The organism is Achromobacter kerstersii (genome assembly GCF_902859595.1).
Classification (GTDB): domain Bacteria; phylum Pseudomonadota; class Gammaproteobacteria; order Burkholderiales; family Burkholderiaceae_B; genus Achromobacter; species Achromobacter kerstersii.
Genome location: NZ_CADIJQ010000002.1, coordinates 288,418 through 315,065, shown reverse-complemented (window position 1 = coordinate 315,065; position 26,648 = coordinate 288,418). Strand labels below are relative to the sequence as shown.

At 63.7% G+C, this 26,648-nt stretch carries 20 protein-coding genes and 1 other RNA gene; 16 read left to right on the top strand and 5 right to left on the bottom strand.

The features are described from left to right. Positions 1–10: 10 nt before the first annotated feature. The 3 genes from pheA to gyrA are packed head-to-tail and all read right to left on the bottom strand — an operon-like array spanning position 11 to position 4,888. Entirely contained in the window at positions 11–1,096 is a 1,086-nt protein-coding gene (pheA, locus tag HV765_RS10265) for a prephenate dehydratase (protein WP_054423743.1), read from the bottom strand. After that, complete coding sequence (gene serC / locus HV765_RS10260; RefSeq protein WP_167390130.1) at positions 1,089–2,219, bottom strand: 3-phosphoserine/phosphohydroxythreonine transaminase; 1,131 nt, start codon at positions 2,217–2,219, stop codon at positions 1,089–1,091. The genes pheA and serC overlap by 8 nt, the downstream gene beginning before the upstream one ends. Then, positions 2,219–4,888, bottom strand: coding sequence for a DNA gyrase subunit A (gene gyrA / locus HV765_RS10255; RefSeq protein ID WP_054423747.1), 2,670 nt, complete (start codon positions 4,886–4,888; stop codon positions 2,219–2,221). The genes serC and gyrA overlap by 1 nt, the downstream gene beginning before the upstream one ends. A gap of 413 nt (positions 4,889–5,301) precedes the next feature. On the opposite strand from gyrA, the gene ompA reads away from it, so the two are divergent. The 16 genes from ompA to HV765_RS10175 all read left to right on the top strand — a co-directional run bounded on the left by ompA (position 5,302) and on the right by HV765_RS10175 (position 25,113). Continuing rightward, complete coding sequence (ompA, locus tag HV765_RS10250) at positions 5,302–5,883, top strand: outer membrane protein OmpA (protein WP_006218200.1); 582 nt, start codon at positions 5,302–5,304, stop codon at positions 5,881–5,883. Between the two features lie 152 nt (positions 5,884–6,035). Then, entirely contained in the window at positions 6,036–6,764 is a 729-nt protein-coding gene (gene ubiG, locus HV765_RS10245) for a bifunctional 2-polyprenyl-6-hydroxyphenol methylase/3-demethylubiquinol 3-O-methyltransferase UbiG (protein ID WP_054423749.1), read from the top strand. After that, positions 6,761–7,435, top strand: coding sequence for an HAD-IA family hydrolase (locus tag HV765_RS10240; protein WP_054423750.1), 675 nt, complete (start codon positions 6,761–6,763; stop codon positions 7,433–7,435). The genes ubiG and HV765_RS10240 overlap by 4 nt, the downstream gene beginning before the upstream one ends. 351 nt (positions 7,436–7,786) lie before the next feature. Continuing rightward, on the top strand, positions 7,787–8,965 hold the full coding sequence (locus HV765_RS10235) for an MFS transporter (protein WP_054423753.1): 1,179 nt from the start codon (positions 7,787–7,789) through the stop codon (positions 8,963–8,965). Positions 8,966–9,057: 92 nt separating this feature from the next. Further along, positions 9,058–9,447: a transfer-messenger RNA gene (gene ssrA, locus HV765_RS10230) on the top strand. A gap of 422 nt (positions 9,448–9,869) precedes the next feature. Further along, positions 9,870–11,030, top strand: a complete 1,161-nt coding sequence (gene wecB, locus HV765_RS10225; protein ID WP_054423754.1) for a non-hydrolyzing UDP-N-acetylglucosamine 2-epimerase — start codon at positions 9,870–9,872, stop codon at positions 11,028–11,030. A gap of 34 nt (positions 11,031–11,064) precedes the next feature. Beyond that, the gene (locus HV765_RS10220; RefSeq protein WP_175169667.1) at positions 11,065–13,281 is read left to right on the top strand and encodes a cellulose biosynthesis cyclic di-GMP-binding regulatory protein BcsB; all 2,217 of its coding nucleotides are present in this window, start codon (positions 11,065–11,067) and stop codon (positions 13,279–13,281) included. Between the two features lie 12 nt (positions 13,282–13,293). Further along, positions 13,294–14,991, top strand: coding sequence for a glycosyl transferase family protein (locus HV765_RS10215; RefSeq protein ID WP_175169666.1), 1,698 nt, complete (start codon positions 13,294–13,296; stop codon positions 14,989–14,991). Further along, entirely contained in the window at positions 14,988–17,807 is a 2,820-nt protein-coding gene (locus tag HV765_RS10210) for an NfrA family protein (protein ID WP_175169665.1), read from the top strand. Before HV765_RS10215 ends, HV765_RS10210 begins: the two co-directional genes overlap by 4 nt. Before the next feature lie 31 nt (positions 17,808–17,838). Further along, positions 17,839–18,831, top strand: a complete 993-nt coding sequence (locus HV765_RS10205; RefSeq protein ID WP_175169664.1) for an alginate O-acetyltransferase AlgX-related protein — start codon at positions 17,839–17,841, stop codon at positions 18,829–18,831. Between the two features lie 4 nt (positions 18,832–18,835). Next, entirely contained in the window at positions 18,836–19,933 is a 1,098-nt protein-coding gene (locus HV765_RS10200) for an alginate O-acetyltransferase AlgX-related protein (protein WP_254600525.1), read from the top strand. A gap of 9 nt (positions 19,934–19,942) precedes the next feature. Continuing rightward, positions 19,943–21,523: an MBOAT family O-acyltransferase gene (locus HV765_RS10195; protein ID WP_175169663.1), complete on the top strand. Its 1,581-nt coding sequence runs from the start codon at positions 19,943–19,945 to the stop codon at positions 21,521–21,523. 25 nt (positions 21,524–21,548) lie between these two features. Further along, positions 21,549–21,788, top strand: coding sequence for an acyl carrier protein (locus HV765_RS10190; protein ID WP_054423768.1), 240 nt, complete (start codon positions 21,549–21,551; stop codon positions 21,786–21,788). Between the two features lie 31 nt (positions 21,789–21,819). Continuing rightward, positions 21,820–23,298, top strand: coding sequence for an AMP-binding protein (locus HV765_RS10185; RefSeq protein WP_175169662.1), 1,479 nt, complete (start codon positions 21,820–21,822; stop codon positions 23,296–23,298). 3 nt (positions 23,299–23,301) lie between these two features. Next, entirely contained in the window at positions 23,302–23,973 is a 672-nt protein-coding gene (locus HV765_RS10180) for an alginate O-acetyltransferase AlgF (protein WP_054423772.1), read from the top strand. A 9-nt stretch (positions 23,974–23,982) separates the two neighbouring features. Continuing rightward, on the top strand, positions 23,983–25,113 hold the full coding sequence (locus tag HV765_RS10175) for an acyl-CoA dehydrogenase family protein (RefSeq protein ID WP_175169661.1): 1,131 nt from the start codon (positions 23,983–23,985) through the stop codon (positions 25,111–25,113). A 15-nt stretch (positions 25,114–25,128) separates the two neighbouring features. On the opposite strand, the gene HV765_RS10170 is transcribed toward HV765_RS10175, so the two are convergent. Then, on the bottom strand, positions 25,129–26,052 hold the full coding sequence (locus HV765_RS10170) for a DUF4434 domain-containing protein (protein ID WP_254600524.1): 924 nt from the start codon (positions 26,050–26,052) through the stop codon (positions 25,129–25,131). Positions 26,053–26,138: 86 nt separating this feature from the next. Further along, complete coding sequence (locus HV765_RS10165) at positions 26,139–26,552, bottom strand: YidB family protein (RefSeq protein WP_054423777.1); 414 nt, start codon at positions 26,550–26,552, stop codon at positions 26,139–26,141. Positions 26,553–26,648: the final 96 nt, after the last annotated feature.

Here is a 26,648-nt window from a genome sequence, read left to right as displayed (position 1 = left end):
GTGTGGAGGCTCACGGCGCCGGGTAGGAACCCAGCACTTTCAGATAGGCAACCTGCGCCTGCAGGGTAGCAAGAGCGCGCTCGACGTTCGGATCATTACGATGACCCAGGACATCAACGTAAAAGTAATATTCCCACTGGCCGGTGCGCGCCGGGCGCGACTCAAAGCGCGTCATCGACACGCCGTTTGCCGCCAGCGGCGCCAGCATTTCGTAGACCGCGCCCGCACGGTTCGGCACCGCCAGGATCAGGCTGGTCTTGTCCTTGCCACTGACCAGCGGCTGGATATTGCCGATGGCCAAAAAGCGCGTGCGGTTGTGCGGATCGTCCTGGATGCCGGCCGCGACGACCTGCAAATTCCAGGCAGGCGCCGCCACTTCGCCGGCGATTGCCGCGATGGTGGGATCGCCCGCGGCGGCGCGGGCCGCTTCGGAATTGCTGGACGCAGCAACGCGGTCCACATCGGGATAGTTGCGCGTCAGCCAGCCCTGGCACTGCGCCAGCGCTTGCGGATGCGCGGAGATGGTTTTGATGCCGTCCATGCTGCCCGACTGCGACATCAGGCAATGGCGGATCACCAGCGAGCGCTCGCCCAGAATCGTCAGCGGTGTGTTCAGCAGCAAGTCCAGGCTGCGGTTGACGGCGCCTTCGGTGGAATTTTCCACCGGCACCATGCCCACATCGGCCTGGCCGCCTTCGACGGCACGAAAGACTTCATCAAACGACGCACACGGCAGCTTTTGCACGGCGTGGCCGAAATGCTCCAGCGCGGCTTGCTCGGAAAACGAGCCTTGCGGACCCAGATACGCCACGGTCATGCCGCGCTCCAGGCCACGGCAAGCCGAGATGATCTCGGTCCATACCGACGCCACGCCCGCATTCGGGAACGGGCCGGGGTTGATCTGCTGCAAGCGGCGGATGACTTCGGCTTCTCGCTCGGGGCGCAGCACCGGGCCGTCCGCTTGCGCGGCATGCTTGGCCTCGCCCACTTCCAACGCGGCGCGTGCGCGCTGCGAGAGCAGGTCGAGGATCTGCGCGTCCAACGCATCAATGCGTTCACGCAAGGGACGCAGCTTGCGCTGCAGATCTTCATCCATAGCGGCGCTCGAATTCCTTCAGGTACTCGACCAGCGCCGACACCCCGGCAAGGGGAACGGCGTTGTAGATGGAGGCACGCATGCCGCCCACGCTCTTGTGGCCCTTCAGTTGCGTCAAACCCGCCGCATCGGCACCTTGCAGGAAGGCGTCATTCAGCGATTCATCGCGCAACACGAACGGCACGTTCATGCGCGAACGCACGGGAGCGTGAATGGGATTGCGATAGAAATTGGTGCTGTCCAGATAGCCGTACAGCAGGTCGGCCTTGGCCTTGTTGGCGGCTTCCATGCCCGCCACGCCGCCATTGGCCTTGACCCACTTGAACACCAGGCCCGCGACGTAGATCGCGAAGGTCGGCGGCGTGTTGTAGCGCGAATGATCCGCGGCCACATTGGCGTAATCGAAGGCGGACGGGCAGATCGGCAAGGCGTGGCCGATCAGGTCGCGGCGGGCGATGACCATGGTCACGCCTGCCGGGCCCGCGTTCTTCTGCGCGCCGGCATACATCATGCCGCAGCGCGTCACGTCCATCGGACGCGACAGGAAATGCGAAGACGCATCGACGACCAACGGCACGTCGGGTGCGCCCAGCGCGGCGGTGTCGGGCCAGTCCATGAACTCGACGCCGCCGATGGTTTCATTGCTGCACAAGTGCAGGTAGGCCGATTCCTTGCGCACATTCCAGGTATCGACCGGCGGCACCCAGGTCAGCGGCGCCTGCTCGCGGCCATCCAGCTGGATGGCTTGCTCGCTGCTTGCCGCGACATGGGTGCTGCCATAGCGCCCGGCTTCCTTGTACGACCGCTTGGACCAATGGCCCGTCACGACGAAGTCGGCAGCCGGCGTGCTGCGGCGTCCCATGAGATTCATGGGAACGATGGCGTTCTCCCCGGAACCTCCGCCTTGCATGAACATGACCGCGTAATCCGCAGGCAAGCCCAGCAGCTCGCGCAGGTCGGATTCGGCTTCGTCGCAGATCTGCACGAAGTGCTTGCCGCGATGAGACATTTCCATCACCGACATGCCACTGCCATGCCAATCCAGCATCTCAGCTGCTGCTTGCTGCAATACCACCTCGGGCAAGGCCGAGGGGCCTGCCGAGAAGTTCCAGGGGCGGGCCATTATTGCTCCGTAGGTTCCGTCGAATCCGTCGAGTCTGCTGCACCGTTGCTGTCGTCGCCGCCGTCAGCCTGGACGTCTTCGTCCAGTTCGCCGTCGTCGTCAGCATCGCTTTCCACGACACGGCGCACACCGGACAGCGTGCTGCCGTCATCCACGTTGATCAGCGTGACGCCTTGCGTGGCGCGGCCCATTTCGCGGATTTCCGCGACACGGGTACGCACCAGCACGCCGCCAGTGGTGATCAGCATGATTTCGTCGGTCGGGTTAACGAGCACCGCGCCCACCACCTTGCCGTTACGCGAGCTGGTCTGGATGGCGATCATGCCCTTCGTGCCACGGCCGTGGCGCGTGTATTCGCCAATCGGGGTGCGCTTGCCGTAGCCGTTTTCGGTGGCGGTCAGCACGGTCTGCGTTTCGTCGCCGGCAACCAGCAGCGCGATGACGGTCTGCGTTTCTTCCAGCATCATGCCGCGCACGCCGCGGGCATTGCGGCCCATCGGACGCACGTCGTTTTCGTCGAAGCGCACGGCCTTGCCGGAGTCCGAGAACAGCATGACGTCGTGCTTGCCGTCGGTGAGGTCGGCGCCGATCAGGTAGTCGCCATCGTCAAGGTCAACGGCGATGATGCCGGCCTTGCGCGGGTTGGAGAAGTCGGACAGCGGGGTCTTCTTGACCGTGCCGCGCGACGTCGCCATGAAGACGTAGTGATCTTCGCTGAATTCCTTGACCGGCAACACCACCGTGACCTTCTCGCCGTCAGCCAGCGGGAACATGTTGACGATGGGCTTGCCGCGCGAGTTGCGCGTGCCTTGAGGCACTTCCCAGACCTTCAGCCAGTACACGCGGCCGCGGTTCGAGAAGCACAGCAGGTAATCGTGCGTATTGGCGATGAACAGCTGGTCGATCCAGTCGTTTTCCTTCATCGCCGTGGCTTGCTTGCCGCGTCCGCCGCGCTTTTGCGAGCGGTACTCGGACAGCGGCTGGCTCTTGATGTAGCCGCCATGCGACAAGGTCACGACCATGTCGGTCGGCGTGATCAGATCTTCGGTGTCGAGCTCGGTCGCGTTCATCTCGATTTCCGAGCGGCGCGTGTCCTTCGTGCCGGTCGAGAATTCGGCCTTGATGGCTTGCAGCTCGTCGCTGATGATCGTCGTGATGCGCTCGGGGCGGGCCAGGATGTCGAGCAAGTCGGCGATGGTGGACATGATGTCCTTGTATTCGCCAACGATCTTGTCCTGCTCAAGCCCGGTCAGGCGTTGCAGGCGCATGTTCAGGATTTCCTGAGCCTGCGTGTCGCTCAGACGGTACAGGCCGTCGCCTTGAAGACCGAACTCAACGCCCAGATCGTCCGGGCGGAATGCTGCGCGGCCGCCCGGGGTGTCGCCGTCGGCGCGCGACAGCATGTCGCGAACCAGGGACGAATCCCACGACTTCGCCATCAATTCCTGGCGGGCGACGGGAGGCGTCGGCGCGGCCTTGATGATCGCGATGAAATCGTCGATGTTGGCCAGTGCAACGGCCAGGCCTTCCAGCACATGGCCGCGTTCGCGGGCCTTGCGCAGCTGGAACACCGTGCGGCGCGTGACCACTTCGCGGCGATGCTGCAGGAAGTAGTCGATCATCTGCTTCAGGTTGAGCAGGCGGGGCTGGCCGTCGACCAGCGCCACCAGGTTCATCCCGAAGGTGTCTTGCAGCTGCGTGTTCTTGTACAGGTTGTTCAGAACAACCTCGGGAACCTCGCCGCGCTTGAGCTCGATGACCAGGCGCATGCCGTCCTTGTCGGACTCGTCACGAATATCGGAGATGCCTTCGATCTTCTTGTCGTTGACGAGTTCGGCAATGCGTTCCTGCAGCGTCTTCTTGTTGACCTGGTAGGGAATCGCGTCGATGACGATGGCTTGGCGGTTGCCCTTTTCCATGTCTTCGAAGTGGGTCTTGGCGCGCATGATGACGCGGCCGCGACCGGTGCGATAGCCTTCGCGCACGCCGGACATGCCGTAGATGATGCCGCCCGTGGGGAAGTCCGGCGCCGGGATGAGCTCGATCAGCTCGTCAACCGTGCAGGCCGGATTGCGCAGGCAGTACAGGCAGCCGTCGACCACTTCCTGAAGGTTGTGGGGCGGAATGTTGGTGGCCATGCCCACCGCGATACCCGAGCTGCCGTTGACCAGCAGGTTGGGCAGCCGCGACGGCAACAGCAGCGGTTCTTGTTCGCTGCCGTCGTAGTTGGGGCCGAAGTCCACCGTCTCCTGGTCGATATCGGCCAGCAGCTCGTGCGCAATCTTGGCCAGACGGATTTCGGTGTAACGCATCGCCGCGGCGTTATCGCCGTCGATCGAGCCGAAGTTACCCTGACCGTCAACCAACATGTAGCGCATTGAGAAATCTTGCGCCATGCGGACGATGGTGTCATAGACGGACTGGTCGCCGTGGGGGTGGTACTTACCGATGACGTCCCCGACGATACGCGCCGACTTCTTGTAGGCGCGATTCCAATCGTTGTTCAGCTCATGCATCGCGTAGAGCACGCGCCGGTGGACGGGTTTGAGCCCGTCCCGCACATCCGGTAGCGCCCGCCCAACGATCACGCTCATCGCGTAATCGAGGTAACTGCGGCGCATCTCTTCTTCCAGCGAAACCGGAAGCGTCTCCTTGGCAAAGGAATCCATATATATAACGACAGAATCGTGTAAGGAGGAACCCGGGCCGGGTAAACAGGAAATTCTATCATTCGATTCCATTCCAGGCCGGCAGGGTCGTGGCAAGCTGCCTGGAAGGCGCTTGCCGCGGTCGCCGATCAGGCCAACGACCCGCCCGCGCGACCGCGCCCGGCGGCCCTGTTGTCAAAAACCAACAGGGAAAACCGATGGAGTGCCGAAAACGTCGTATCCAGCGTTAATGCGCCTCTCCAGGGAAGCCAAAGGCCCCCAAATGCCTTAAGATTGTTTCCAGCACGCAGGAAACCCAGTAGCTATTCCTTTGAACCAGCTCTTGGCGTTGCTATACTGGCCCCGTTTTCCTGATATGCGGCGGGGGTTCGCTGCGAGTCACTTATCCAGCTTCAAGCTCAACGAGGAGAAACATGAACAAACCCTCCAAATTCGCTCTGGCGCTCGCCTTCGCCGCCGTCACGGCCTCTGGTGTAGCTTCCGCGCAAACCGTGGACAACTGGCGCAACCCGTTCGGTAACGTTTGGAAAAACGGTACGAACGAACTGTGCTGGCGCGATGCTTTCTGGACCCCTGCCACCGGTATCCCCGGTTGCGACGGTGTCCCGGTTGCACAACAGAAGGCGAAGCCGGCCCCGATGGCGGCAAAGGTCGTGTTCAATGCTGACACGTTCTTCGACTTCGACAAGTCGACCCTGAAGCCCGAAGGCCGTCAATTGCTGGACCAAGTCGCCCAGCAAGCTCGCGGTATCGAGCTGGAAACCATCATTGCTGTTGGCCACACCGACTCGATCGGCACGGAAGCCTACAACCAGAAGTTGTCCGAGCGCCGCGCCGCTTCGGTCAAGACCTACCTGGTCAGCAAGGGCATCGACCCGAACCGTATCTACACGGAAGGCAAGGGTGAGCTGAACCCGATCGCTTCCAACAAGACGAAAGAGGGCCGTGCCCAAAACCGTCGCGTTGAAATCGAAATCGTGGGTAGCCGCAAGTAATTGCCGGACTAGCTACAATAAGGGGCCTCGCATAGCGAGGCCCTTTTTTTCGTCCGTCATGCACCAATGCGGTGCCATGGCGCGTAGCCGCCCCGCCCTCGCGCGGACGGGCCCCTCTATATATATAGCGTCGCCTTTCGCTGGACCTTCCCATGACCACGCAAATTCACGACTCCGATCGCCCTGCCGTCAACGCCGATCAGGCAGAACTCGACAAGTTCAGCGCCCTGGCCAGCCGCTGGTGGGACCCCGAGAGCGAGTTCAAGCCCCTGCATGCGATCAATCCGCTGCGCCTGGAATGGATTCAGGAATGCGCGGGCAGCCTCGCCGGCAAAAAGGTGCTGGATGTGGGCTGCGGTGGCGGCATCCTGTCCGAGGCGATGGCGCGCGGCGGCGCAGACGTGACCGGCATCGATCTGGCCGACAAATCCCTGAAAGTGGCGCGCCTGCATGGCCTGGAATCGGGCGTGAAGGTCGAATACCGCAAGGTGCCCGTCGAAGAACTGGCTACGGAGCAGCCCGGCCAGTATGACGTGGTCACGTGCATGGAAATGCTGGAACACGTGCCCGACCCGGCCTCGATCGTGCGCGCGTGCTCAACGCTGGTGAAACCGGGCGGCTGGGTGTTCTTTTCGACACTGAACCGCAACGCCAAGTCGTTTTTGTTCGCCATCGTGGGCGCCGAATACGTGCTGCGCTTGCTGCCGCGCGGCACGCATAGCTACGACCAGTTCATCAAACCCAGCGAACTGTCCGCTGCGGCCCGCGCCGCCAGCCTGGAGCCCATCAGCATGCGCGGCATGGAATACAACCCCATTACCCAGATCTACACCTTGTCGTCCGACACGTCGGTTAACTACCTGATGGCTACCCGCAAATGAGCGCCCTGATTCTGTTCGACTTCGACGGCACCCTGGCCGACACCGCCCCCGACCTGGCCGCCGCCGCCAACCAGCAGCGCACGCGCCGCGGCCTGGAACCCATGGCCTACGAAGCGCTGCGCCCCGTGGCCTCGCAAGGCGCGCGCGGTCTGCTGCGCGTGGCGCTGGATTTGAAACCCGGCGACCCGGATTACGAGCCGACGCGCCTGCAGTTCCTGGAAGACTACGCCGCGAATTCGACCGTACACAGCAAACTATTCCCGGGTATCGAATCGCTGCTGGCAGACATCCGCCGCCGCGGCCTGTCGTGGGGCATCGTCACCAATAAGGTCACGTACCTGACCTTGCCGATCGTTGAATTCCTGGACCTGACGCGCGACAGCGCCGTGCTGGTCTGCGGCGACACCACCGCCCACGCCAAGCCGCACCCGCTGCCGCTGCAGCACGCTGCGCGTGAAGCCGGTTTCGCCACCGACCGCTGCGTCTATGTGGGTGACGATCTGCGCGACATCCAGGCCGCGCACGCAGCAGGTATGCCGGCTGTGGCCGCTGCCTACGGTTACGTGGGTGAAGACGACAACATCACGGCGTGGGAAGCGGAAACCTGCGCCTACACGCCCGAAGAACTCTGGGCCGCCATCGAGCCGCTGTTGCCTGCCGACGTGCGCTGATCGCCCAAAGCCGGGGGGCCTTGTCTGGCCCCGCCCGCTTTCTGACACCGGTTCGCGCATATTGGTTGCCCTGGGCGAACAATCTATCCGGACTCGGCCCCTTTATCCGGATTCCGAACTCCCCTAAAGTGTGAACCATGCATGGCATTCGGGCGCTTACCGATTGCCATTCCGGCTGACGCCGGTGTTGCGCAAGCCCGCTTTCGCAACGACATCCCTCCCCGCCGACGGCTTACTCCCGACGTGCACCGTGCTCTGGCCCTACCGCGCCGCGCACCTTTGACCTTTTAGTCCGCCTACAACGCCCTGCCCCCGCGCGACGCCATCCTGCATCGCGCCAGAGGAATGCCTATGCTTTTGCCCATCCTGCTACTTTCTGCCGCCGGTTTCACCATTCTGACCACCGAATTTCTGATCGTCGGGCTGCTGCCCGGTCTCGCCCGTGACCTGGACGTCACCGTATCGCAGGCAGGATTGCTGGTATCACTGTTCGCGTTCACCGTCGCGGCGACCGGCCCCCTGCTGACGGCCTTGATGGCCAACATGGAACGCAAGCGCCTGTTCATCGGCGTGCTGGCGCTGTTTGGCGTGTCCAACGCCGTGGCGGCCATGGCGCCGAACATCTGGGTCATGGCGGCGGCCCGTTTCGTGCCCGCGCTGGCGCTGCCGGTGTTCTGGTCGCTGGCCAGCGCCACGGCCGTGGAACTGGTGGGCCCGGCCCGTGCTGGCCGTGCGATTTCCATGGTCGCGTTCGGCATCGTCGCCGCCACCGTGTTCGGCATTCCCATTGGCGTGCTGATCTCGGACGCATTCGGTTGGCGCGCCGCGTTCTGGGTGCTGTCGGGCGTTGCCTTCGCCAAGGCGCTGTTGCTGCTGCTTGCCTTCCCCAGCACGCGCATTCGCGCCGACAGCGTCAAATTGGTCACGCAGCTGCGCATTCTGCGCAACCCGATCGTGCTGGGCCACGTGATGCTGTCGCTACTGGTGTTCACCGGCATGTTCACGGCCTATACGTATCTGGCCGACATGCTCGAACGCCTGGCCGGGTTCAATGGACAGATCGTCGGCTGGACGATGATGGCGTTTGGCGGCGTGGGGCTCATCGGCAATACGTTGGGCGGGCGCATGGTCGACCGCAGCCCGCTGGGCGCCACCGCGTTGTTTTCATCCATGATGGCGGCCGGTCTGGCCTTCGTGGCGCCCGTGATGCAATCGCACGGCCTGCTGGCAATCGCGCTGGGCATCTGGGGCATCGCGCAGGCGGCGTTGTTCATCGTGTGCCATGTGCGCCTGATGAAGGCGGCGCCGGAAGCGCCCGCCTTTGCCGCGTCCTTGAACATTTCGGGCGCCAACATCGGCATTGGCCTGGGCGCCGTGGTGGGTGGCAACGTCATCGACCACTACGGGCTGGCGTCGCTGGGTTGGGCCGCCTCCGTCATCGTGGCGATTTCGGTGGGATTGGCCCTTGTGCTGATGGCCGCGTCACGCCCCCGCGCGCCAGCCAAGACAGCCTGCGCCAACGCCGCCTGAACCCCTGCGCGTGCGCGCCGCGCCACGCCATGACGGGTGGCGCGCGGAAATGCAGCAGGCTATGACGTTTACCAGTACAATAGAAAGTTCTTGGGGCCGATCCGGATTCGACGTGGGTCGCGAAACAACTCAGGGCATGCCGAGCACCAGTTCGCTCGTTAAACCACTGGAAACACTACAAACGCCAACGACGAGCGTTTCGCTCTCGCCGCTTAAGCGGTGAGCCGCTGCACTGATCTGTCCTTGGGTCAGGTGGAGGAAGGCAACTTCCTAGGGGGGTAACCCTCGAACCACAGCAGCGACATTCACAAGGAATCGGTCTGCGCTGGGGTCACACGGCTCAGATTTAAATTACGTGAATCGCTTTGGTCCGGCCTGTCGGTTGGCTAAGTCCAAAGTTAAAACTAAATAAATCGACTACGCATGTAGAACTGATTGCAGAGGGCTTGCGGACGGGGGTTCAATTCCCCCCGGCTCCACCAAATTCCGCTTTATTGCACAGTGCTTTAGCAAATGGCCAACTCTTCGGAGTTGGCCATTTTTTTGTGCGCGGCAAATGAAATATTCCAACCAAATGCCATGCAGAAGCTTTGCAATCCTTGACGCAGCTAGCCCCGAACAAGGCGCTTAATCGCGTTATCTTCTAAGCCCTTATTGCCCGACCACGACATTTGCCCACGCAACTGTCGGTAACACCGAGGCATCAAGAACGGAAATTCAAAACGATTCGCCATCAAGCCTGACCCTATTTTGTCTATGAGGCATTTCTTGCCTCCTCGCAATACGTGACTGAAAGTGCCGTTGATCTTGCCCAGATCCGAAATAATCCGTCACATATTACGAATACTTTCAAGACATAATCAAACAAGGAAAAGCCGCCGGCGTCTGTGAGGTCACTCTTGCGATGAAAGTCCTTTCCATTTTCGGCACCCGCCCCGAGGCCATCAAAATGGCGCCGTTGGTGACCGCGCTTCAGCAGGAGCCGCAAATCCAGAGCGTGGTTTGCGTGACGGGGCAGCACCGGGAAATGCTGGACCAGGTGTTGGCGCTGTTTGATCTGCGCGCCCAGCATGACCTGGACATCATGGTTCCCAATCAAACATTGAACGGACTGTACGCGCGGCTGATCAGCCGGGTGGACAGCGTGCTTGAGGCCGAACAGCCTGACTGCGTGCTGGTGCACGGAGATACGAGCACCGCGTCCGCCTGCGCGTTGGCCTCATTCCACCGCCGTGTGCGCATTGGCCACGTCGAAGCCGGCTTGCGCACGGGCAATCTGGCGATGCCCTTTCCCGAAGAAATGAACCGGCGCGTCGTGGACGCGGTGGGCGACTGGCTGTTCGCCCCCACGGCGGAGTCACGCGCCAATCTGATGCGCGAAAACCTGGCGGGCCGGATCACCATTACCGGCAACACCGTGATCGACGCGCTGGCGATGACTTGCGCCAAGCTTGAGCCGCAAGGCGCGCTGGCGCAGCAGCTCGAAGCCCGATACCACTGGATCGACCCGTCGCGGCGCCTGCTGCTGGTCACGGGCCATCGGCGCGAGAGCTTTGGCGATGGCTTCAAGCACATCTGCGCCGCGCTGGCTGAACTCGCGCAACGCGAAGACCTGCAAATCGTTTATCCCGTGCATTTGAATCCGCAGGTGCGCAATGTGGTGATGACGGAACTGGCCGGCTTGTCGAACGTGCATCTGATTGATCCCCTGGATTACCTGGATTTCGTCTGGTTCATGCAGCGCGCCTATCTCATCCTGACCGACTCGGGCGGGGTGCAGGAAGAAGCGCCGTACCTGGGCAAGCCCGTGCTGGTGATGCGCGACGTCACCGAGCGCCCCGAGGCCGTGCAAGCCGGAACGGTGGCGTTGGTCGGCACCGACACGCGGCGCATCGTCACCGAAGTGACCCGCTTGCTGGACAACCCTGACCTTCATTCGTCGTTCTCACGACGCATCAATCCTTACGGCGACGGCCGCGCCAGCCAGCGCATCGTGGACGCGCTGTGCGGCCGCGCCGTGTCGGAGTTTGATCCTTACGGATCAGCTGCCGCCCCATCCGCCTGACGCCCCCTGCGACGTAATTCTGCCCGGAGCCCCCATGCCCCACCCTGCCCTGCCCAACCCCGTTGCCCGTACCTTATGCCGTGCCTTGATGGCCGCCGGCCTGCTGTTTCCGTTGACGGCGATGGCCAGCCCCGCTGGAGACGCGTTGCGCCGCCTGCAAAGCGACGATTGGGTGACGCGCAACACCACGCTGCAAGATCTGGGTATCAGTGAACCGGTCGTGCTTAGCAATAGCGACGCCCGGCAAGACTTCTACTTGCCCGTGCCGCGTGGCGTGCCCATTTCGGACGCCACCGTGAACTTTGACGCCAAGTACACCAAGGGCGAGCCGGGGCGGACCAGCATGGTGCTGTGGCTGGACGGCGTGCCGCAATCGGCCCAGCGCATTGCCGACGGCGACGGCACCGTTACGCGTAATCTGGCCGTTGAGCGCCGCAGCCGCGAGTCGGGCTTCCTGCGCCTGGGGGTGGACTGGCAATCGGAAATCGCGTTGCGCCACTGCGAAAGCAATCGCGCCACGGCAAACGCCCTGACCATTTCGCCCCAAACCCGGCTGAGCTACCGCTACGGCGCCTCGGCCATCGGCAACCTGGACGACGCGTGGGGCACGCTGCCGGGCAAGCCCGTGCTGATGGTCGCCAGCAACAAACTGGACCAGCAGGCTTTCGATAGCGCATGGCGCATCGGCGTGGCCATGGAGCGCACGGGCAAGCGCGTGTCGGTGCGTGCATTCCCGTCCGTGGGAGACGAGGTCGATACGCGCGGTCTGCAAACGCCGGCGGGCCTGGAGCAGGTCTCCGCATTTGCAGCCTTGGCGAATCAAGAGAAGCACAAGCTCGCCAGCCCCGCCGAGATCGGTGCGCTGCTGGTGTTGGGCGCCCCCGCCGTCAGTGGCGACGTGGTGATCGCCGACGCCTCGCTGCGCGCCCGCTACAACGAAGCGCTGGACGCCTTGCAGGCGCAGCTGGCGTCCGACGCCGATGCCGCCGACGCGTTCAAGGCATGGCGCCAGCAGCGCATGCCGCTGGCCGGCGCAGACCTGCCGTCCAAAGACATTCGGCTGCTGGCCCTGGGCCGGCAGGCCGTCATCGCTATCGCCGCCGATGCCGGCGCGCAAGGCGCGGGCGCCTTCGACACGGCCTGGCGCCGCATCCTGGTCACGCGCCAAGTCAACGTGAAGACCGCCACGCCGCCGCAGACTTTCGCTGATGGCGGCCTGCGCCTGACGGCGCTGGGCGGTTCCGCCGACAGCTTCGATGTGGTCGCGCGTGGCGACTGGAACACGACGTTCCCGCTGGCGGCCGTGTCCGCCGACGGCCGCATGCCCGGCGAGCTGGTGCTGGACCTGGCCGCCGCGCCCGGCGCATCGTCGACCCGGCCTGTGGCGTCGGTGTTCTGGAACGGCATTTTGTTGTCGGCCAAGCAATTGGACGCGGACGGCAAGCCCGAACGGTTGACGGCGCGCGTGCCTGGCTATGCGCTGGGTGTCACCAACGCCGTGCGCGTGACGTTCCAGCGCCAGCCGGTCTCCGTGGACTGCAACGAGATTCCCCAAGGCTACCCGGTCAACGTATTGCCGACGAGCTACGTGAAGCCCGAGCGCGCCGAACCCGACGGCACTTTCGTCGGCCTCTTGCCGCTGCTGGCAGGCTCGCCGCAACTGATCATCCCCGACAGCTATCTGGCCGACGCGCCCGACAACATCAAGCGCGTGATCGGCATCGCGTCCGCCAGCGGCATGTCGGTGACGCGCGCGGAATTGTCGGTGGCGCCGGCAGGCCAAGCCGTCAAACCGACCCGCCCGTTCCTGGCGATGGAAGTGGCCGTCGACGGGGCCAAGCCCATGGTCCAGGTCACCGACCGCAAGCAACTGAAGGTGGACGGCAAGGCCGCAACCTGGCTCGACATCTCTGGCCTGGATCACCTGAGCACCGCTGAAGTCGTCCGCGGCAGCGGGCAAGACGGCTTGTTGTGGCACACGCTGGGCCAGCATCCGGGCATGCTGGATGCGCCCTTCGTGCTGAACCGCGGCAATGTTGCCATCATCGGCGCAACGGGGCCGGTGGCGTGGATCGACAGCGCCAACCCCGACGCCAGCCACCCGCCCGGCGCAGGCGAAAGCGCCTTCTTTGAATGGCGCCGTTATATCTCGTGGAGCGTGCCGGCCATCAGCATCAGCATGCTGGTGCTGATCCTGATCCTGATCGTCGCCTTGCGGGTGAACCGCAGGAAGAACAAGGACAACAAGTAAACCGGAAGCGCCATGTCTTCGCTTTACTGGCCCTACTTCATCGCGGATTACTACCGCGGGCTGGAAGTCGTGACCGCCGTCGTGGGCGTGATCATCCTGCTCTCAAGCCTGGATGATCTGTTCATCGACGGCTGGTTCTGGCTGCGCGAGCTGAAGCGTTCCCTGACGGTCAAGCGCCGTTACGCGCCGCTTACCGCCGAGCAACTGCGCCAAAAGCCGGAGCAGCCGCTGGCCATCATGGTGCCCGCATGGTTGGAGTACGACGTGATCTCGTCGATGCTTGAAACCATGGTGTCGACGCTGGAATACAAGAACTACATGATCTTCGTGGGCACGTATCAGAACGACCAGCGCACGATTGACGAAGTGGAGCGGATGCGGCGCCGCTATCGCCAACTGGTGCGTGTGGAAGTGCCGCATGACGGGCCGACGTGCAAGGCGGATTGCCTGAACTGGATCGTGCAGGCCATCTTTGCGCAAAACGAAAAGCAGCCCGAGCCGTTTGCCGGCGTCATCCTGCATGACAGCGAAGACGTGCTGCACCCGCTGGAACTCAAGTACTACAACTACCTGCTGCCGCGTATCGACTTCATCCAGCTGCCGGTGACGTCGCTGGAGCGCCATTGGTATGAGCTGGTGGCGGGCACCTACATGGATGAATTCGCCGAGTGGCACACGAAAGACCTAGTGGTGCGCGAAAGCCTGTCCAGGATGGTGCCATCGGCGGGCGTGGGCACATGCTTTTCGCGCCATGCATTGGAATCGCTGGCCGCCGAAACCAATAACCAGCCCTTCAACACCGATACGCTGACGGAAGACTACGACATCGGCGCGCGCCTGGCCCAGCGCGGCATGAAGCAGATCTTCGGCAAGTTCCGCGTGGAATACGTCACGCGCCGGGACTCCTGGTTTGGTCTCGGGCCTGAAAAAATATCGACCATCCGCATGCCGCTGGGCGTGCGTGAGTATTTTCCCAACACCTTCCGCACGGCCTATCGCCAGAAGGCGCGCTGGACCTTGGGTATTGGCTTGCAAGGTTGGCAGCAAGTGGGCTGGACGGGATCATTTGCCACCAAGTACCTGCTGTTTCGGGATCGCAAGGGGCTGGTCACGTCGTTCATCGCCATCCTTGCGTACGTGTTGCTGGCCAATTTCTTTCTGTTCTTCCTGGCCGATAAATTCGGCTGGTGGACGGTGTATTACCCGTCGTACTTCAAGCCGGGCGGCTGGCTGGTGACGCTGATGTGGATCAACGCCGTCGCGCTGCTGTTGCGCGTGGTGCAGCGCGCGTACTTCGTCGGCCACATGTATGGGTGGGAACACGCCATGCTGTCGATCCCGCGGATGATCGTGGGCAACTTCATCAACGCGATGGCGGCGGCACGCGCCTGGCGGCTGTTCATCGTGCATCTGATCACCGGCAAGCGTCTGGCCTGGGACAAGACCATGCATGACTTCCCCAGCACCGATCAGCTGTCGCAGCAGCGCAAGCGGCTGGGTGAATTGCTGCTGTCCTGGCAGGCCATCGATCAGGACACGCTGGCGCGGGCGCTTGAGATTCAAGCCCGCGAGAAAAAGCCGTTGGGCAAGATCCTGATGGAACAAGGCTGGCTGGATGAACGCACATTGAACGAAGCCATCGATTTTCAACAAGCGGGTGAAGCCGATGCGCCGCCCTCGCATTCCGAAGACAAACCCGCGACCACATGACTCCGCTGACCCGTACGCTCCTGTTGTCTGCCGCGCTGGCTAGCGTGTGGACCGCCGCGCCCGTGGCCGCGCTAGCGCAAACCCCATCGCAACCCCCAGCACAAACCCACGCGCCCGCCAACGCGGCCAAAGCGGAAGCGCCGCTGGAAGGCGCTGCCTGGCAGTTTGCCGACGAGGGCTACAAGAACTACGACGCAGGCAAATACGAGCTGGCGCAGCAGCAGGCGGAGTCCGCCATCGCGTTGCGGCCCGACGTTGAGCGGTTGCGCCTGCTGCTGATTTACTCGCTGCAAAAACAAGGCAAGCTGAAAGAAGCGGATCAGGCGGCGGCCGACGCCATCAAGAATGGGCTGGACACGCCCGCCTTGCGTCAGGCGCGCGCCAACCTGCGCCCGCAAACCACCGCGCGTCCCGCGGCGCGCGCTGCCGGTGGTGCTGCGGGTAGTGCTGCGGGTAGTGCCGCCACCTCGTCGGCCTACCAACGCGGCTTTCCCATCGCCACCCGCGCGTATGCCGACTACAACCGCGCCGACTACCAGGCGGCAGCGCGTGGCGCGGAACAAGCGTTCCGCATCGACCCCAAGCAAGGCGCGTGGGCCATGCTGTGGCTGGACGCGCTGGAAGCGCAGAACCTGTATGCCGAAGCCGAGGCCGCAGCGGACAAGGCCATTACGCTGGGCGCGCCCAACAAGAACGACCTGACCGCACGGCGCCAGACGATGAAGCGGCGCATGGCGGTGAAGCCGGCTGAAGAAGGCTATCAGGCGCTGATCGCCAACCGGCCGGGCGATGCCGTGCCGCTGGCGCGTCAGGCCGTAGCGTTGGCGCCCGACACCGCCAGCCATCGCTTGCTGCTGATGACGGCGCTGATGCTGGACAACCAGCTGGCCGCCGCCGAAGACGCCGCCACCGACGCCATGAAGCAGGACGACGAGAACACCGTGGCGCTGGTCATGCGCGGCTATCTGCGCCAACGCCAGGGCAAGACCGATCTCGCAAACCAGGACTTCGACGCCGCGCTCAAACAAGATTGGCTGGACGACGACCAGAAGCGCAACATCCGCCTGATTGCCGCCGACGCGTCGTTGGCGGCGGGCGAGAACGCGCGCGCACTCGCACTGGTTCAGCCCTTGGGCGCCAAGGGCGCCAAGGACGAGGCCGCCGACTCACGCATCAAGCGCGCGCGTTCCAAACCTGCCGTACCCGCCACCTTGACGCTGGCGAACTACCCGGCCCCCGTGCAAGATTGCCGCGACACGCCTTACGGCACCTCGTGCGAGCTGCTGCCGTCGGATGCGGCCGGCAGCGGCGGCCCTGCCGCGCTGGCCTATGCGGCCTACGCGCGCGAGGACTATCAAGAAGCCATCACCCAGGCGCGCAAAGCCGTCGAGCAAGACCCCGCCAACAAAGAACTGCAACGCCTGCTGACCACCACCCTGGCGGCAGGCAACCGCCAGCAATTGGCCGAAGCCAACCAACGCATGAGCGACGCGCTGGCGGCGCAACCCGATGACCCCACGCTGTTGATGCAACGCGGCTATCTGCATCAGCGCATGAAGCAGCCCAAGCTGGCGCTGCAAGATTTTCAAGCGGCCCGCGCCACCGGCAAGGCTCCGCCTACGGTCATTCTGGACGAGGGCTATGCGTTGTCTGGCGTCGGCGACAAGCGCGGCGCGGTCGAAAAACTGAAGCAAGCCATCGATGAAGCGGATGCCGGAAAACTGGAACTGACGCCGCAGCAGCGCTTTGACACGCGCAACGGCATCGGGGGCTTGTCGCGCGAATGGGGCGGCTATTTCTCGGCCGGCTATCGCGGCGCGCGGCCCGCGTCGTCGGGGCTGGGCGGCGCTGCGGTCACCGTACCGGGTGACGCCGTGTTCAGCACCGCCGAAATTTTCTGGCGCCCGTCGGATTTCCTGAACTCGTCCACGCAGACCTTCGAGCTGTACGGCCGCTTGTCCAACACGCTGTATGACAAGGGCGGCAAGACGACGAGCCAGACGGTGTCTGATCCTTGCCCAGGGGGAGGCTCGATCAGTGTTAGCGAAACGCCCAACCAGGGCATCGCGGGGATACCCACGACAGTCGGCGCGTTGGGCATGCGATTCACTCCATCTACCGAAGTGGGACTGACATTTGGTTTGGAGCGTCAGTTCAACCTGGGCTCAGCGACGAGGCGCGGCACCTTCAGCCCAGATCCGGCCGATTTGCGATGCGAGCTAAACGGTAAAAATCAGACGGCGAATTATCAAACAACCGCGGACAACGGAGCTTGGCTGGCCTACGTCACCTATGGAATGTATGAAGGCACGACGCTGCGCATCGATCGGCCCAACTGGTTCACGATGGAAGGCTACGTCCAAGCCGGTTATTCCTGGTTTGATGCGCCTGCCAAACTTTGGCTTCACAACAACACGACGGGTGACGACGAGTCGAAATCCAAGGGCAGATTGAAACGCGACCAAGCATTCGGTGCGGGAGAGTTGCGCATTGGTCGCAGCTATCGTGTAGACGCCATCAGCGATCGACTCGTATTTTTTCCGTATGGGGTAATAGGCGCCGACTGGCTTTGGAATAAGAACAGCGTCTCGGGCCTTGCCATCGACGGCACCGATTCCTACAACCTGCTGGGCAACGGCTCATCGTGGTCCATGGGCGCGGGCCCCGGCTTCAACATCCGTTACTGGTTCCGCGAAGACCACTACAACGCGCCCCGGTCGTATCTGGACCTGACCACGCAGTATCGATTCAACATTGGCGGCGGCGCGGCTGACCGGGCCCGGGGCCTGTTCATCAACCTGACTCTGTCGTACTGACGACACGCCAAACCGCAGCGAAAGGAGCTTCATGAAAATCACCTTACCTTTTTCCCGCCGCATGGCGCTTGGGTTTTCCACCGCGCTGCTGGCCGTGGCCGCCCACGCGCAAGAAGGCTCGTCCATCGTGATCCAGGGCAAAGACAACTGGCTCTTTCCGGGCTGGGGCAGCCTGACCCAAGTCGATACGCGCGGCATCGACGCCGCGACGCAACTGGTGCGCGAGACCCGCGATGCGCTGGCGGCCAAGGGCATTCAGCTGGAAGTGCTGGTGCTGCCCGACAAGACCCTTTTCTATCAAGACAAGCTGCCCGATGGAAAGTCGCTGAGCGCGGACGTGAAGAAGCGCTATCAGACCATTCAAGACAAGCTCAAGCAGGCGGGCGTGTCGACGTTTGACGACGAAGCCGTGCTCAAACGGGTGAAGGACGGCGGACAAGACGTGTTCTATCGCACCGACCAGCATTGGACGCAAGCAGCGGCCGACGCCACTGCCGAGGCGCTCGCGCAGCGCATCAAGCAAGATGTGAAGGCACTGGCGGGCAAACCGGGCACTGGCATGCCGCTGGGCAGCGTCGTGAATGAACGCCGCTATGGCGATCTGGCCGAACTGTTCCTGACGCCGGACCAGCGCAAACAAGCGGGCCGCGAAACCTTCACCGTGCGCCGCCAGGCCGACAACCAAAGTCTGCTGGACGATGCGCCCGCCCCCGTCCACGTGACGGGCCACAGCATGGTGCAGCCGTATTTCGGCTTTCCGCAAAAGCTGTCCAACGCGCTGGACCGCCCCGTGTCCGTGAACTGGAAGCCCGGCAACGTTGGCCACTGGATCATGCTGCTGGAATACCTGGAGTCGCCCGCGTTCAAGCAGAACAAGCCGCAGGTGCTGGTCTGGCAGATGTTTGAGCCGACGTATTCGCAAGGGCCTGACGCCAAGGGGCTGTGGGACAACGCGTCCATCATGAGCGCCGACACGTGGCGCAGCCGCATGAAGGCGGCCGTCGGGCAGGCTGCCTCCCAATAACGCCGTGGAACCGTCCGACATCAAGCCTGCCCCGCCCAGCCATAGGCTGCACGCGGCCGTCGTCGCCGTGTTGCTGGCGCTGGGCATGGGCTGGGGCGCCTGGTGCCTCGTCAAAGCCCAGATCAGCCCGGCCGAGGTCGCCCCGCCCGCGTGGGTGGATGGTTCAGCGGGCAGCATCTTGAACAAGGCGCTGCACATGCCCATGCAGACGGAGCTCGACACGTGGAACGCGTCGTTGCGGTATCGTGCGCTGGGCGACTTGGGCGATCAGGTCGCCATGGGTTGCCCGCAGTGGCTGTTCTACCGTGACGGGCTGCGTCCGCCGCCAGGCGTTCATGTCTTCAATGAACGCCTGCGGCTGATGCGGCATTGGGTGGATGAACTGCGTCAGAAGCAGGTGCAGGTGCTGGTGGTGGCGGTGCCGGATAAATCGCGCATCGAAGCCGACCGGCTCTGCGGCCTGCCGGTATCGCTGCCGATGCGCCAGACGCTGGACGCCTGGCAGAACGCGCTGCGCGAGCAAGGCGTGCCTTTCGTGGACTTGCGAGACGCGCTGCAAGCCGCGCCCGCCCCCCGCTTTTTCCGCACCGACGTCCACCTGAACGCGCAAGGGGCACAAGCCGCCGCCACACGCGTGGCCGAAGCCGCCTTGCCCCTGCTGCAAGGCCCCGGCAATCAAGCATTCAAGACCGACCCTCCCGCCCCGCCCGCGCCACGCATGGGCGACTTGATCGTGCTGGCCGGCCTGGAACATGCGCGGCCCGGCTGGCGTCCCGAGCTGGAAGTGGTGTCGGAACAAAAGATCGAACCCGTGCGCGCAGGCGGCCTGCTGGATGAAGCGCCGCCGGTGCAAGTGCTGCTGGCGGGCACCTCGAACGGCCGCCGCAGCCAGTTTGCCGAAAGGCTGGGCATGGGCCTGGGCCGCGAGGTCTGGAACATGAGCCTGGATGGCGGGCAGTTCTCGGGCGCGTTGCAGATTGCCTTGCAGCAGCGTGAGCGATGGCCCAAGAGCCTGAAGCTGCTGATCTGGGAGTTCTCGGAAAACGCCTTGTCCCTGCCGCTGACCGCGGACGAAAAAGCCGTGCTGGCCCGCCTGCCGTAGCGAACCAAGATGCTATTCAATTCCTACCTGTTCCTGCTGATCTTCCTGCCCGTCACGCTGGCCGTGTACTACGCGGTAGGCCCGCTGAACGTGCGCCTGGCTGCGTTGTGGCTGTGCCTGACATCCCTGGTGTTCTATGGCTGGTGGAACCCGCAGTTCGTGGTGCTGCTGGCCGGGTCCATTGCGTTCAACTACCTCATCAGCCAGCTGATCCTGCACAACACGGCGCGGCCGAAATTGCAGGGGATGATCGTCGCGTTCGGCGTGGGCGCCGACCTGGTGCTGTTGTTCCACTACAAGTACTTCGCCACGCTGCTGAACTTCCTGACCGACTTGGGCGTCACCAGCACGACGATGGACGACATCATCCTGCCGCTGGGCATTTCCTTCTTCACGTTCACGCAGATCGGCTACCTGCTCGACTGCAAGGCGGGCGTGGTGAAGGAACGCAGCCTGCTCAGCTATGTGTTGTTCGTGACGTTCTTTCCGCACCTGATCGCCGGCCCGATCCTGCATCACAAAGAAATGATGCCGCAGTTCGCGCAGCCGGAAAACTACCGCTTCAAGGCCGAAAACCTGTCGGTGGGCGCGATGCTGTTCGTCATCGGCCTGGCCAAGAAAGTGCTGTTGGCCGACGGCATCGCGCCCTATGCCGACGCGGGTTTCGCCGCACCGGGCGAACTGATGTTCTGGGGCTCGTGGGGCGCCAGCGTCTGCTACGCCTTGCAGTTGTATTTTGATTTCTCGGGCTATTCGGACATGGCGCTGGGCCTGGCCAAAATGTTTGGCATCCGCTTCCCGCTGAATTTCAATTCGCCCTACAAAGCCAGCAGCATCATCGACTTCTGGGCGCGCTGGCACATCACACTGACGCGCTACATCACGGCATATCTGTACTACCCGGTGGCGATGGCGGTGTCGAAATGGCGCACAGACCGCAACCTGCCCGTGGGCTCCGCAGGCATCCGCACCCCCGGCGGATTCGCCAGCAGCATCGTGGTGCCTACGCTGTTCACGATGACGCTGGCCGGCGTGTGGCACGGTGCGGGCTTTCAGTTCATTGTGTTCGGCCTGCTGCACGCCATGTACCTGTCGGTGAACCACGCGTGGCGCATTTTCGTGGTGGGCCGCAAGCCGGCCGCGGCGCGCCAGGTGGGCGTGATCAAACGCGCAGCCTGCATTCTGCTGACGTTCGTGGCCGTGCTGGTGGCGCAGGCGTTTTTCCGCGCGCATGGCGTGGGCGACGCGATGCTGCTGATGCAGGGCATGGTGGGCGCACGTGGCATGGAATCACTGGACCTATCCACGCATGTGGCGGGCCTGGCCTGGCGCGACGCGTGGCGCGTGATCGTAGGCCATCACATGCAATTGCTGTACACAATTGTGCTGCTGGGCATTGCCTGGTTCACGCCCAATGCGCACCAGATTCTGGGCCGCTATTCGCCCGCGCTGTTCAAGCCGCAGGAAGCGCCGCGCGCGTTCATGCGGTGGCGCCCCAACACAGCGTGGCTTGTCGCCATGCTGGTGCTGCTGTTTCTTTGCCTGGTAAACCTGCACAAAGAAACCCGTTTCCTCTATTTCCAATTCTGACCGCCGCGCGGTCCCGGAGCATGCAATGGACATCAAGACCATCGAAACCAAGGTTGCCGACATGATCGAAGGCATCATCCTGACCAAGGTCGACCCCGACACCCTGCTGATCGATTCCGGTCTGGTGGATTCGCTGGCCGCCGTCGACTTGGCGCTGGCCGTCGAACGTGAATTCGGCTGCAAGATTCCGCCGACTGAAATCGACGTGCATCTGGAATCGGTGCACACGCTTGCCGCCTTCATCGCGGAGAACGGCCGCGCCTGAAGGCGCCCACACGCAGTCAGGAGAACGGCCGATGCGTTTCGATTTCAGCACCTACGACTTCACCGACATCACCACAAACGCCGACGCCGTGGCGGTGGTGGACGCGCAAGGCGCCATGACGTGGAGCGAATTGAAAGCCGCTACCAACGCCTGGATACTGGCGGCGGGCCATGCTGGCCTGGCGGGCGGCCACGACGCCGCGCCGCTGGCAATATCCGGCCATAAGGAAGCGGCGTTTCTGGTAGCGATATTGGGATGCTTGCGAATCGGCGTGCCGTTCGTGCCGGTGGACGTGATCAACCCGCCCGAGCGCATTGCGCGCATCGGCCAACTGGTCAACGCCGGGCTGCGCTATGACGCGCAAGCCGACATCTTCCTGCCCGCCAGCGACGCGCCTGCGCCGCTGGCCGAGAAAGACCTGGCCTACGTCATGTTCACATCGGGCAGCACGGGCGATCCAAAAGGCGTGCAGATCGGCCGCGAAAGCATCACGCTGTTTGCCGGCTGGATTCGCGATTGCCTGAACCTGGGCGCGGCGCCCGCGTTCATGGACCAGATGCTGTTCAGTTTCGATTTCTCGCTGTTCAACTGGGTCGGGGCGCTAGCGCTTGGCGGCACCTGCGTGCTGTGCCCGCGCGAGGTCATCGCCGAGCGTGACGCGTTCATCAAGTATCTAGCGGACACGCGCATCAACGTCTGGGCGTCTACGCCGTCGTTCGTGCGCCAACAGTTGTTCAACCCCGATTTCAATCACGTTCACCTGCCCGGCTTGCGCGTCTTCGTCTTCGGCGCCGAATCGCTGACGCCGCCGATGGCGGAAGAATTGTGGCAGCGTTTTCCGGATGTGCGCATCATCAATTCCTACGGGCCGACCGAAGCCACGTGCTCCACGACGTGGGTCGAAATCGACGCTGCCCTGCGCGCCGCCGCGCCGAATCCGTTTCCCATCGGCCACGCCAAACCCTATGCCGACGTGTTCATCGAGAACGGTGAAATCAGCATCGCAGGCGACCACGTCATGCGCGGCTACCTGAACCGCCCCGACCTGAACGCCACCCGCATGTTCACGCGCAATGGCAAACGCGGCTATCGCAGCGGGGATTTGGGCGAGATCGATAATCAAGGCCTGGTCACCTTCCGTGGCCGTATCGACGACCAGATCAAGCTGCACGGCTATCGCATCGAACTCGCCGAAATTGATGCCGCCATCGCCACACTGCCCGGCGTGCGCGCAGGCGCCACCGTTGCGCTGCGCCGCCCCGACGGCGCCATTGTGCGGCTGATCGGCTTTGTTGAACCGGCGGCTTCCGGCCCTGACGGCGTGCAGCCGCTGCCGCCAGACCTGCACGAGTGGAAAGCCGTGCTGGGCCGGCGTCTGCCGCCCTACATGATCCCGTCAGAACTCGTCGCCTGCCATCGCTTCCCGACGACCACCACGGACAAGGCAGATCGCAAACAGCTGGCGCGCCTGTACCTGGACGCCCGCCTCAGCAAAAAACCGGAGTCTTGAATCATGTTCATTCCTTCCCGCCTGGCGGTGGCCGTTGCGCTGACTGCACTTGCCGGCAACGCAGCCGCTGAAGGCGCGTTCGCGCAGTTGTATGCCGCCCGGCCGCCTGCCGGCTCGTCATTCGTGCGCATCGTGAACCCTGACGCAACGCCGTTGCGCGTGCAGATCGCCAACGGCCCGGCGCAGGAACCTGGCGCGGCCAAGCCCGCCACCACCTACGCCATCGTCAAAGGCAATCAGCCCTTCACCGTGCAGGTGGATGGCAAGCCCGCCGCCACATTGGAAGTCGCGCCTGACACCTTCAGCACGCTGATTCCCAAGCGCGACGGCGGCACGCTGACGTTCGCCGTTATCGATGACAGCAACGGCGCGCAGGACGCGCTGAAGGCGGAATTGCGCTTCTACAACCTGGCGGCCGATTGCGCGGCTGGGCAATTGAGCGTGAGCCCGTCCGGCCCCGTGCTGTTCCAGGACGTCAAACCCGGCGCCGCCGCCGCCCGCGCCATCAACCCGGTCAGCGCCACTTTGGCCACGGGCTGCGGCGCGGCGGTCTCGCCCCCGCAACCGCTGCCCGCGCTGCAACCCGGCGACCACTACAGCCTGTTCCTGACCGGCACCGCCGCCGCGCCCGTCCTGCGCGGGCAGGTCAGCGCCACGGACCCGTACAGCCGCTAAGGAGGCATCATGCGACGCGTATTCCGGGATGACCACGAACTGTTCCGCGACCAAGTGCGGCGCTTTGTCGCCAGCGAAATCGCGCCCCACTACGCCGAATGGGAAAAGGCCGGCGTCACGCCGCGCGCGCTGTGGAAGCGTGCCGGCGACGAAGGCCTGCTCAACTGCGCCCTGCCCGACCCTTACGGACTGGGCGGTGACTTCGGCCATTCCGCCGTCGTGATCGAGGAGCTGGCGCATGCCAATTTTCTGGGCATCGGCTTTTCAATTCATTCGGACATGGTGTCGCCCTATCTGCTGAACTTTGGCACCGATGCGCAGAAAGACCGCTGGCTGCCCGCCATGACGCGGGGTGACGTCATCGGCGCCATTGCGCTGACCGAACCCGGCGCGGGCAGCGATCTCAAAGCCATCCGCACGCGCGCGCGCCGCGATGGCGACAGCTACGTGCTGAGCGGCCAGAAAACGTTCATTACCAATGGCGTGAACGCCGGCCTGGCGATCGTGTTGGCCAGCACTGACCCTGACCTGGGAGCGCGCGGCTTGTCGTTGTTCTGCGTCGAGGAAAACCTGCCCGGCTACACCAAGGGCACCGCGCTGAACAAAATCGGCCAGCACAGCCAGGACACGTGCGAGCTGTACTTTGATGATGTCCGCGTGCCGGCGGATTGCCTGCTGGGCCAAGAGAACGCCGCCTTCGAATATATGACGCGTGAACTCGCCCGCGAACGGCTGGCAATTGCCTTGCGCGCGGCGGCCTCGGTGGAAGGCATGCTGGATGAAGCCGCGCAGTACACGCGCGACCGCAAGGTCTTCAGCCGCCGCGTCATCGACTACCAGAATACCCGCTTCAAACTGGCCAACGCGCGTGCGCAAACGACGATGCTGCGCGTGTTCCTGGACGATTGCCTGGCGCGGCAAATGGAAGGCGAACTGGACCCCACCACCGCCGCCATCGCCAAACTGAATGCCACCGAGATCCAGGGGCGCGTGCTGGACGACCTGCTGCAAATGTACGGCGGCTATGGGTATATGGCGGAGTACGGCATTGGCCGCGCCTGGGTGGACGCGCGCGCGTTGCGCATCTTTGGCGGCACCAGTGAAGTCATGCTGGAAATTATCGGCCGCAGCTTCAACTGAGCCGGGCGGGCGCGCTTAGACGCGCGCCGCCAGCCAGGCACGCATCAGCGCGCGCGCTTCGGGCGTGTTGTCGATCACCCAAGGTTCCATGGCGAACGCCACGACGCGCTTGGCGCCGTAGCCGCGAGCCACTTCCCACTGCTGCTTCACGCGGTCAAAGTCAGCCGAACGCGCCTTGAAGGTAGACCCATCGGTGCTGCCCGAAGGCAGCTCTTCGAACAGTTCCAGGATCAGGTCGAACGAGGCGCGGCGCGCCAGCAGCATGTCATGCAGCGGCGCCAGCGCCTGATAGTTCGCCAGGCCCGCCACGCCCACGCCATCCTGAATCATCGGATGGATGCGCACGCGATCCAGAATGCCGCTCCACAGCTTCATCAGCGAGCCCTCGGTGGGCAGGCGGCTGTGATAAGTGGAGATGCAAGGCACGCCGCGGCTGGTTGCCTGCGCCGTGCGCGAAAACGCGTCCAGCCACGGGATCAGCTGCGCCTGCCTTTCTTCAGACGCCCAGTTGTATTGCTCAAGTTCGTAGGGCAGATACCAGCCGCGAAACGCGCGGCGCTTGGGCCAGGGCGCGGACTCCATATACGCCACGCCACGGGCGCGCGTCTGCTCCAGATAACCGGTAAACGCCGCCTTGTCCTTGCCGGCCAGCACATCCCACCAGCGCTGGTCATAAGGCAGGCCCACATGCACGCCCAGCCCCTGGCGTTCGGCTTCGTCGAAGATCATGCGCAGCACGGCGTCGGGCGCCATCCAGTCATCCGGAAGGCCGCCTTCCAGGCCCACCCATTGCAGGAAGATCTCGCGGCAGCCCAGCCGGCGATACGCCGACAAGCGCACGCGCCAGTCTTCAGGCTTCAGCTCCAGGTGGCTGCGCCACAGTTGCAGGAACGTGGCGTTCAAGGACAGGGGCGGCGCGCAAGCGGCCAGCGGGGCCAAGGCGCCCAGCGCCAGCGCCTGAAACAGGCGCCGGCGGGTGGGGGATGCAAGCAGACAGCGTGTCAGGAGAAGAACCTGTACTGTCTTTAACCGCGGTTACCGAACAGGCCGCCCAGCGAGGCCAGCAGGTCGGTCGGGTTGAAGGGCTGGCCGGGTTGCACCTCGCCTTGCGGCGTGGCCTTGTCGACCAGTTGCGGCAACAAGGACGACAGCGAACCCAAGACGGAATCCGTGTCCTGGCCGGTTTTGGCGGCCAGTTCATTGACGACGCCGGGGTCCAGCACCGCGCCAAGCTGGTCGGGGCTGACCGGCAGGTTCTGGCCTGTACCGACCCAGGACGCCACGATTTCGCTTAAACCGCCCTTCTGGAAGCTGGCGATCAGGCCGCTTAGCCCACCCGGGTACTTGTTCAATTGTTCGATCAGGGCAGGCAGCAATGACGCGGAGCCCCCTTGCTGACCGCCACCGGCCATCGAGGCCAAGGTATCCAACAGACTCATCATCGTGCTCCTGAAAAATCGGAAAACCAGTATAGGGCGGTGGCTGGCGTAACGCATGTCAGCCCCGTTACCGGGGGCCGGATCTTTGCAAAACTT

Excerpts from the sequence above, each read along its gene's own strand:
- pheA (WP_054423743.1), bottom strand. The coding sequence starts at position 1,096 with ATGGATGAAGATCTGCAGCGCAAGCTGCGTCCCTTGCGTGAACGCATT.
- serC (WP_167390130.1), bottom strand. The coding sequence starts at position 2,219 with ATGGCCCGCCCCTGGAACTTCTCGGCAGGCCCCTCGGCCTTGCCCGAG.
- gyrA (WP_054423747.1), bottom strand. The coding sequence starts at position 4,888 with ATGGATTCCTTTGCCAAGGAGACGCTTCCGGTTTCGCTGGAAGAAGAG.
- ompA (WP_006218200.1), top strand. The coding sequence starts at position 5,302 with ATGAACAAACCCTCCAAATTCGCTCTGGCGCTCGCCTTCGCCGCCGTC.
- ubiG (WP_054423749.1), top strand. The coding sequence starts at position 6,036 with ATGACCACGCAAATTCACGACTCCGATCGCCCTGCCGTCAACGCCGAT.
- HV765_RS10240 (WP_054423750.1), top strand. The coding sequence starts at position 6,761 with ATGAGCGCCCTGATTCTGTTCGACTTCGACGGCACCCTGGCCGACACC.
- HV765_RS10235 (WP_054423753.1), top strand. The coding sequence starts at position 7,787 with ATGCTTTTGCCCATCCTGCTACTTTCTGCCGCCGGTTTCACCATTCTG.
- wecB (WP_054423754.1), top strand. The coding sequence starts at position 9,870 with ATGAAAGTCCTTTCCATTTTCGGCACCCGCCCCGAGGCCATCAAAATG.
- HV765_RS10220 (WP_175169667.1), top strand. The coding sequence starts at position 11,065 with ATGCCCCACCCTGCCCTGCCCAACCCCGTTGCCCGTACCTTATGCCGT.
- HV765_RS10215 (WP_175169666.1), top strand. The coding sequence starts at position 13,294 with ATGTCTTCGCTTTACTGGCCCTACTTCATCGCGGATTACTACCGCGGG.
- HV765_RS10210 (WP_175169665.1), top strand. The coding sequence starts at position 14,988 with ATGACTCCGCTGACCCGTACGCTCCTGTTGTCTGCCGCGCTGGCTAGC.
- HV765_RS10205 (WP_175169664.1), top strand. The coding sequence starts at position 17,839 with ATGAAAATCACCTTACCTTTTTCCCGCCGCATGGCGCTTGGGTTTTCC.
- HV765_RS10195 (WP_175169663.1), top strand. The coding sequence starts at position 19,943 with ATGCTATTCAATTCCTACCTGTTCCTGCTGATCTTCCTGCCCGTCACG.
- HV765_RS10190 (WP_054423768.1), top strand. The coding sequence starts at position 21,549 with ATGGACATCAAGACCATCGAAACCAAGGTTGCCGACATGATCGAAGGC.
- HV765_RS10185 (WP_175169662.1), top strand. The coding sequence starts at position 21,820 with ATGCGTTTCGATTTCAGCACCTACGACTTCACCGACATCACCACAAAC.
- HV765_RS10180 (WP_054423772.1), top strand. The coding sequence starts at position 23,302 with ATGTTCATTCCTTCCCGCCTGGCGGTGGCCGTTGCGCTGACTGCACTT.
- HV765_RS10175 (WP_175169661.1), top strand. The coding sequence starts at position 23,983 with ATGCGACGCGTATTCCGGGATGACCACGAACTGTTCCGCGACCAAGTG.
- HV765_RS10165 (WP_054423777.1), bottom strand. The coding sequence starts at position 26,552 with ATGAGTCTGTTGGATACCTTGGCCTCGATGGCCGGTGGCGGTCAGCAA.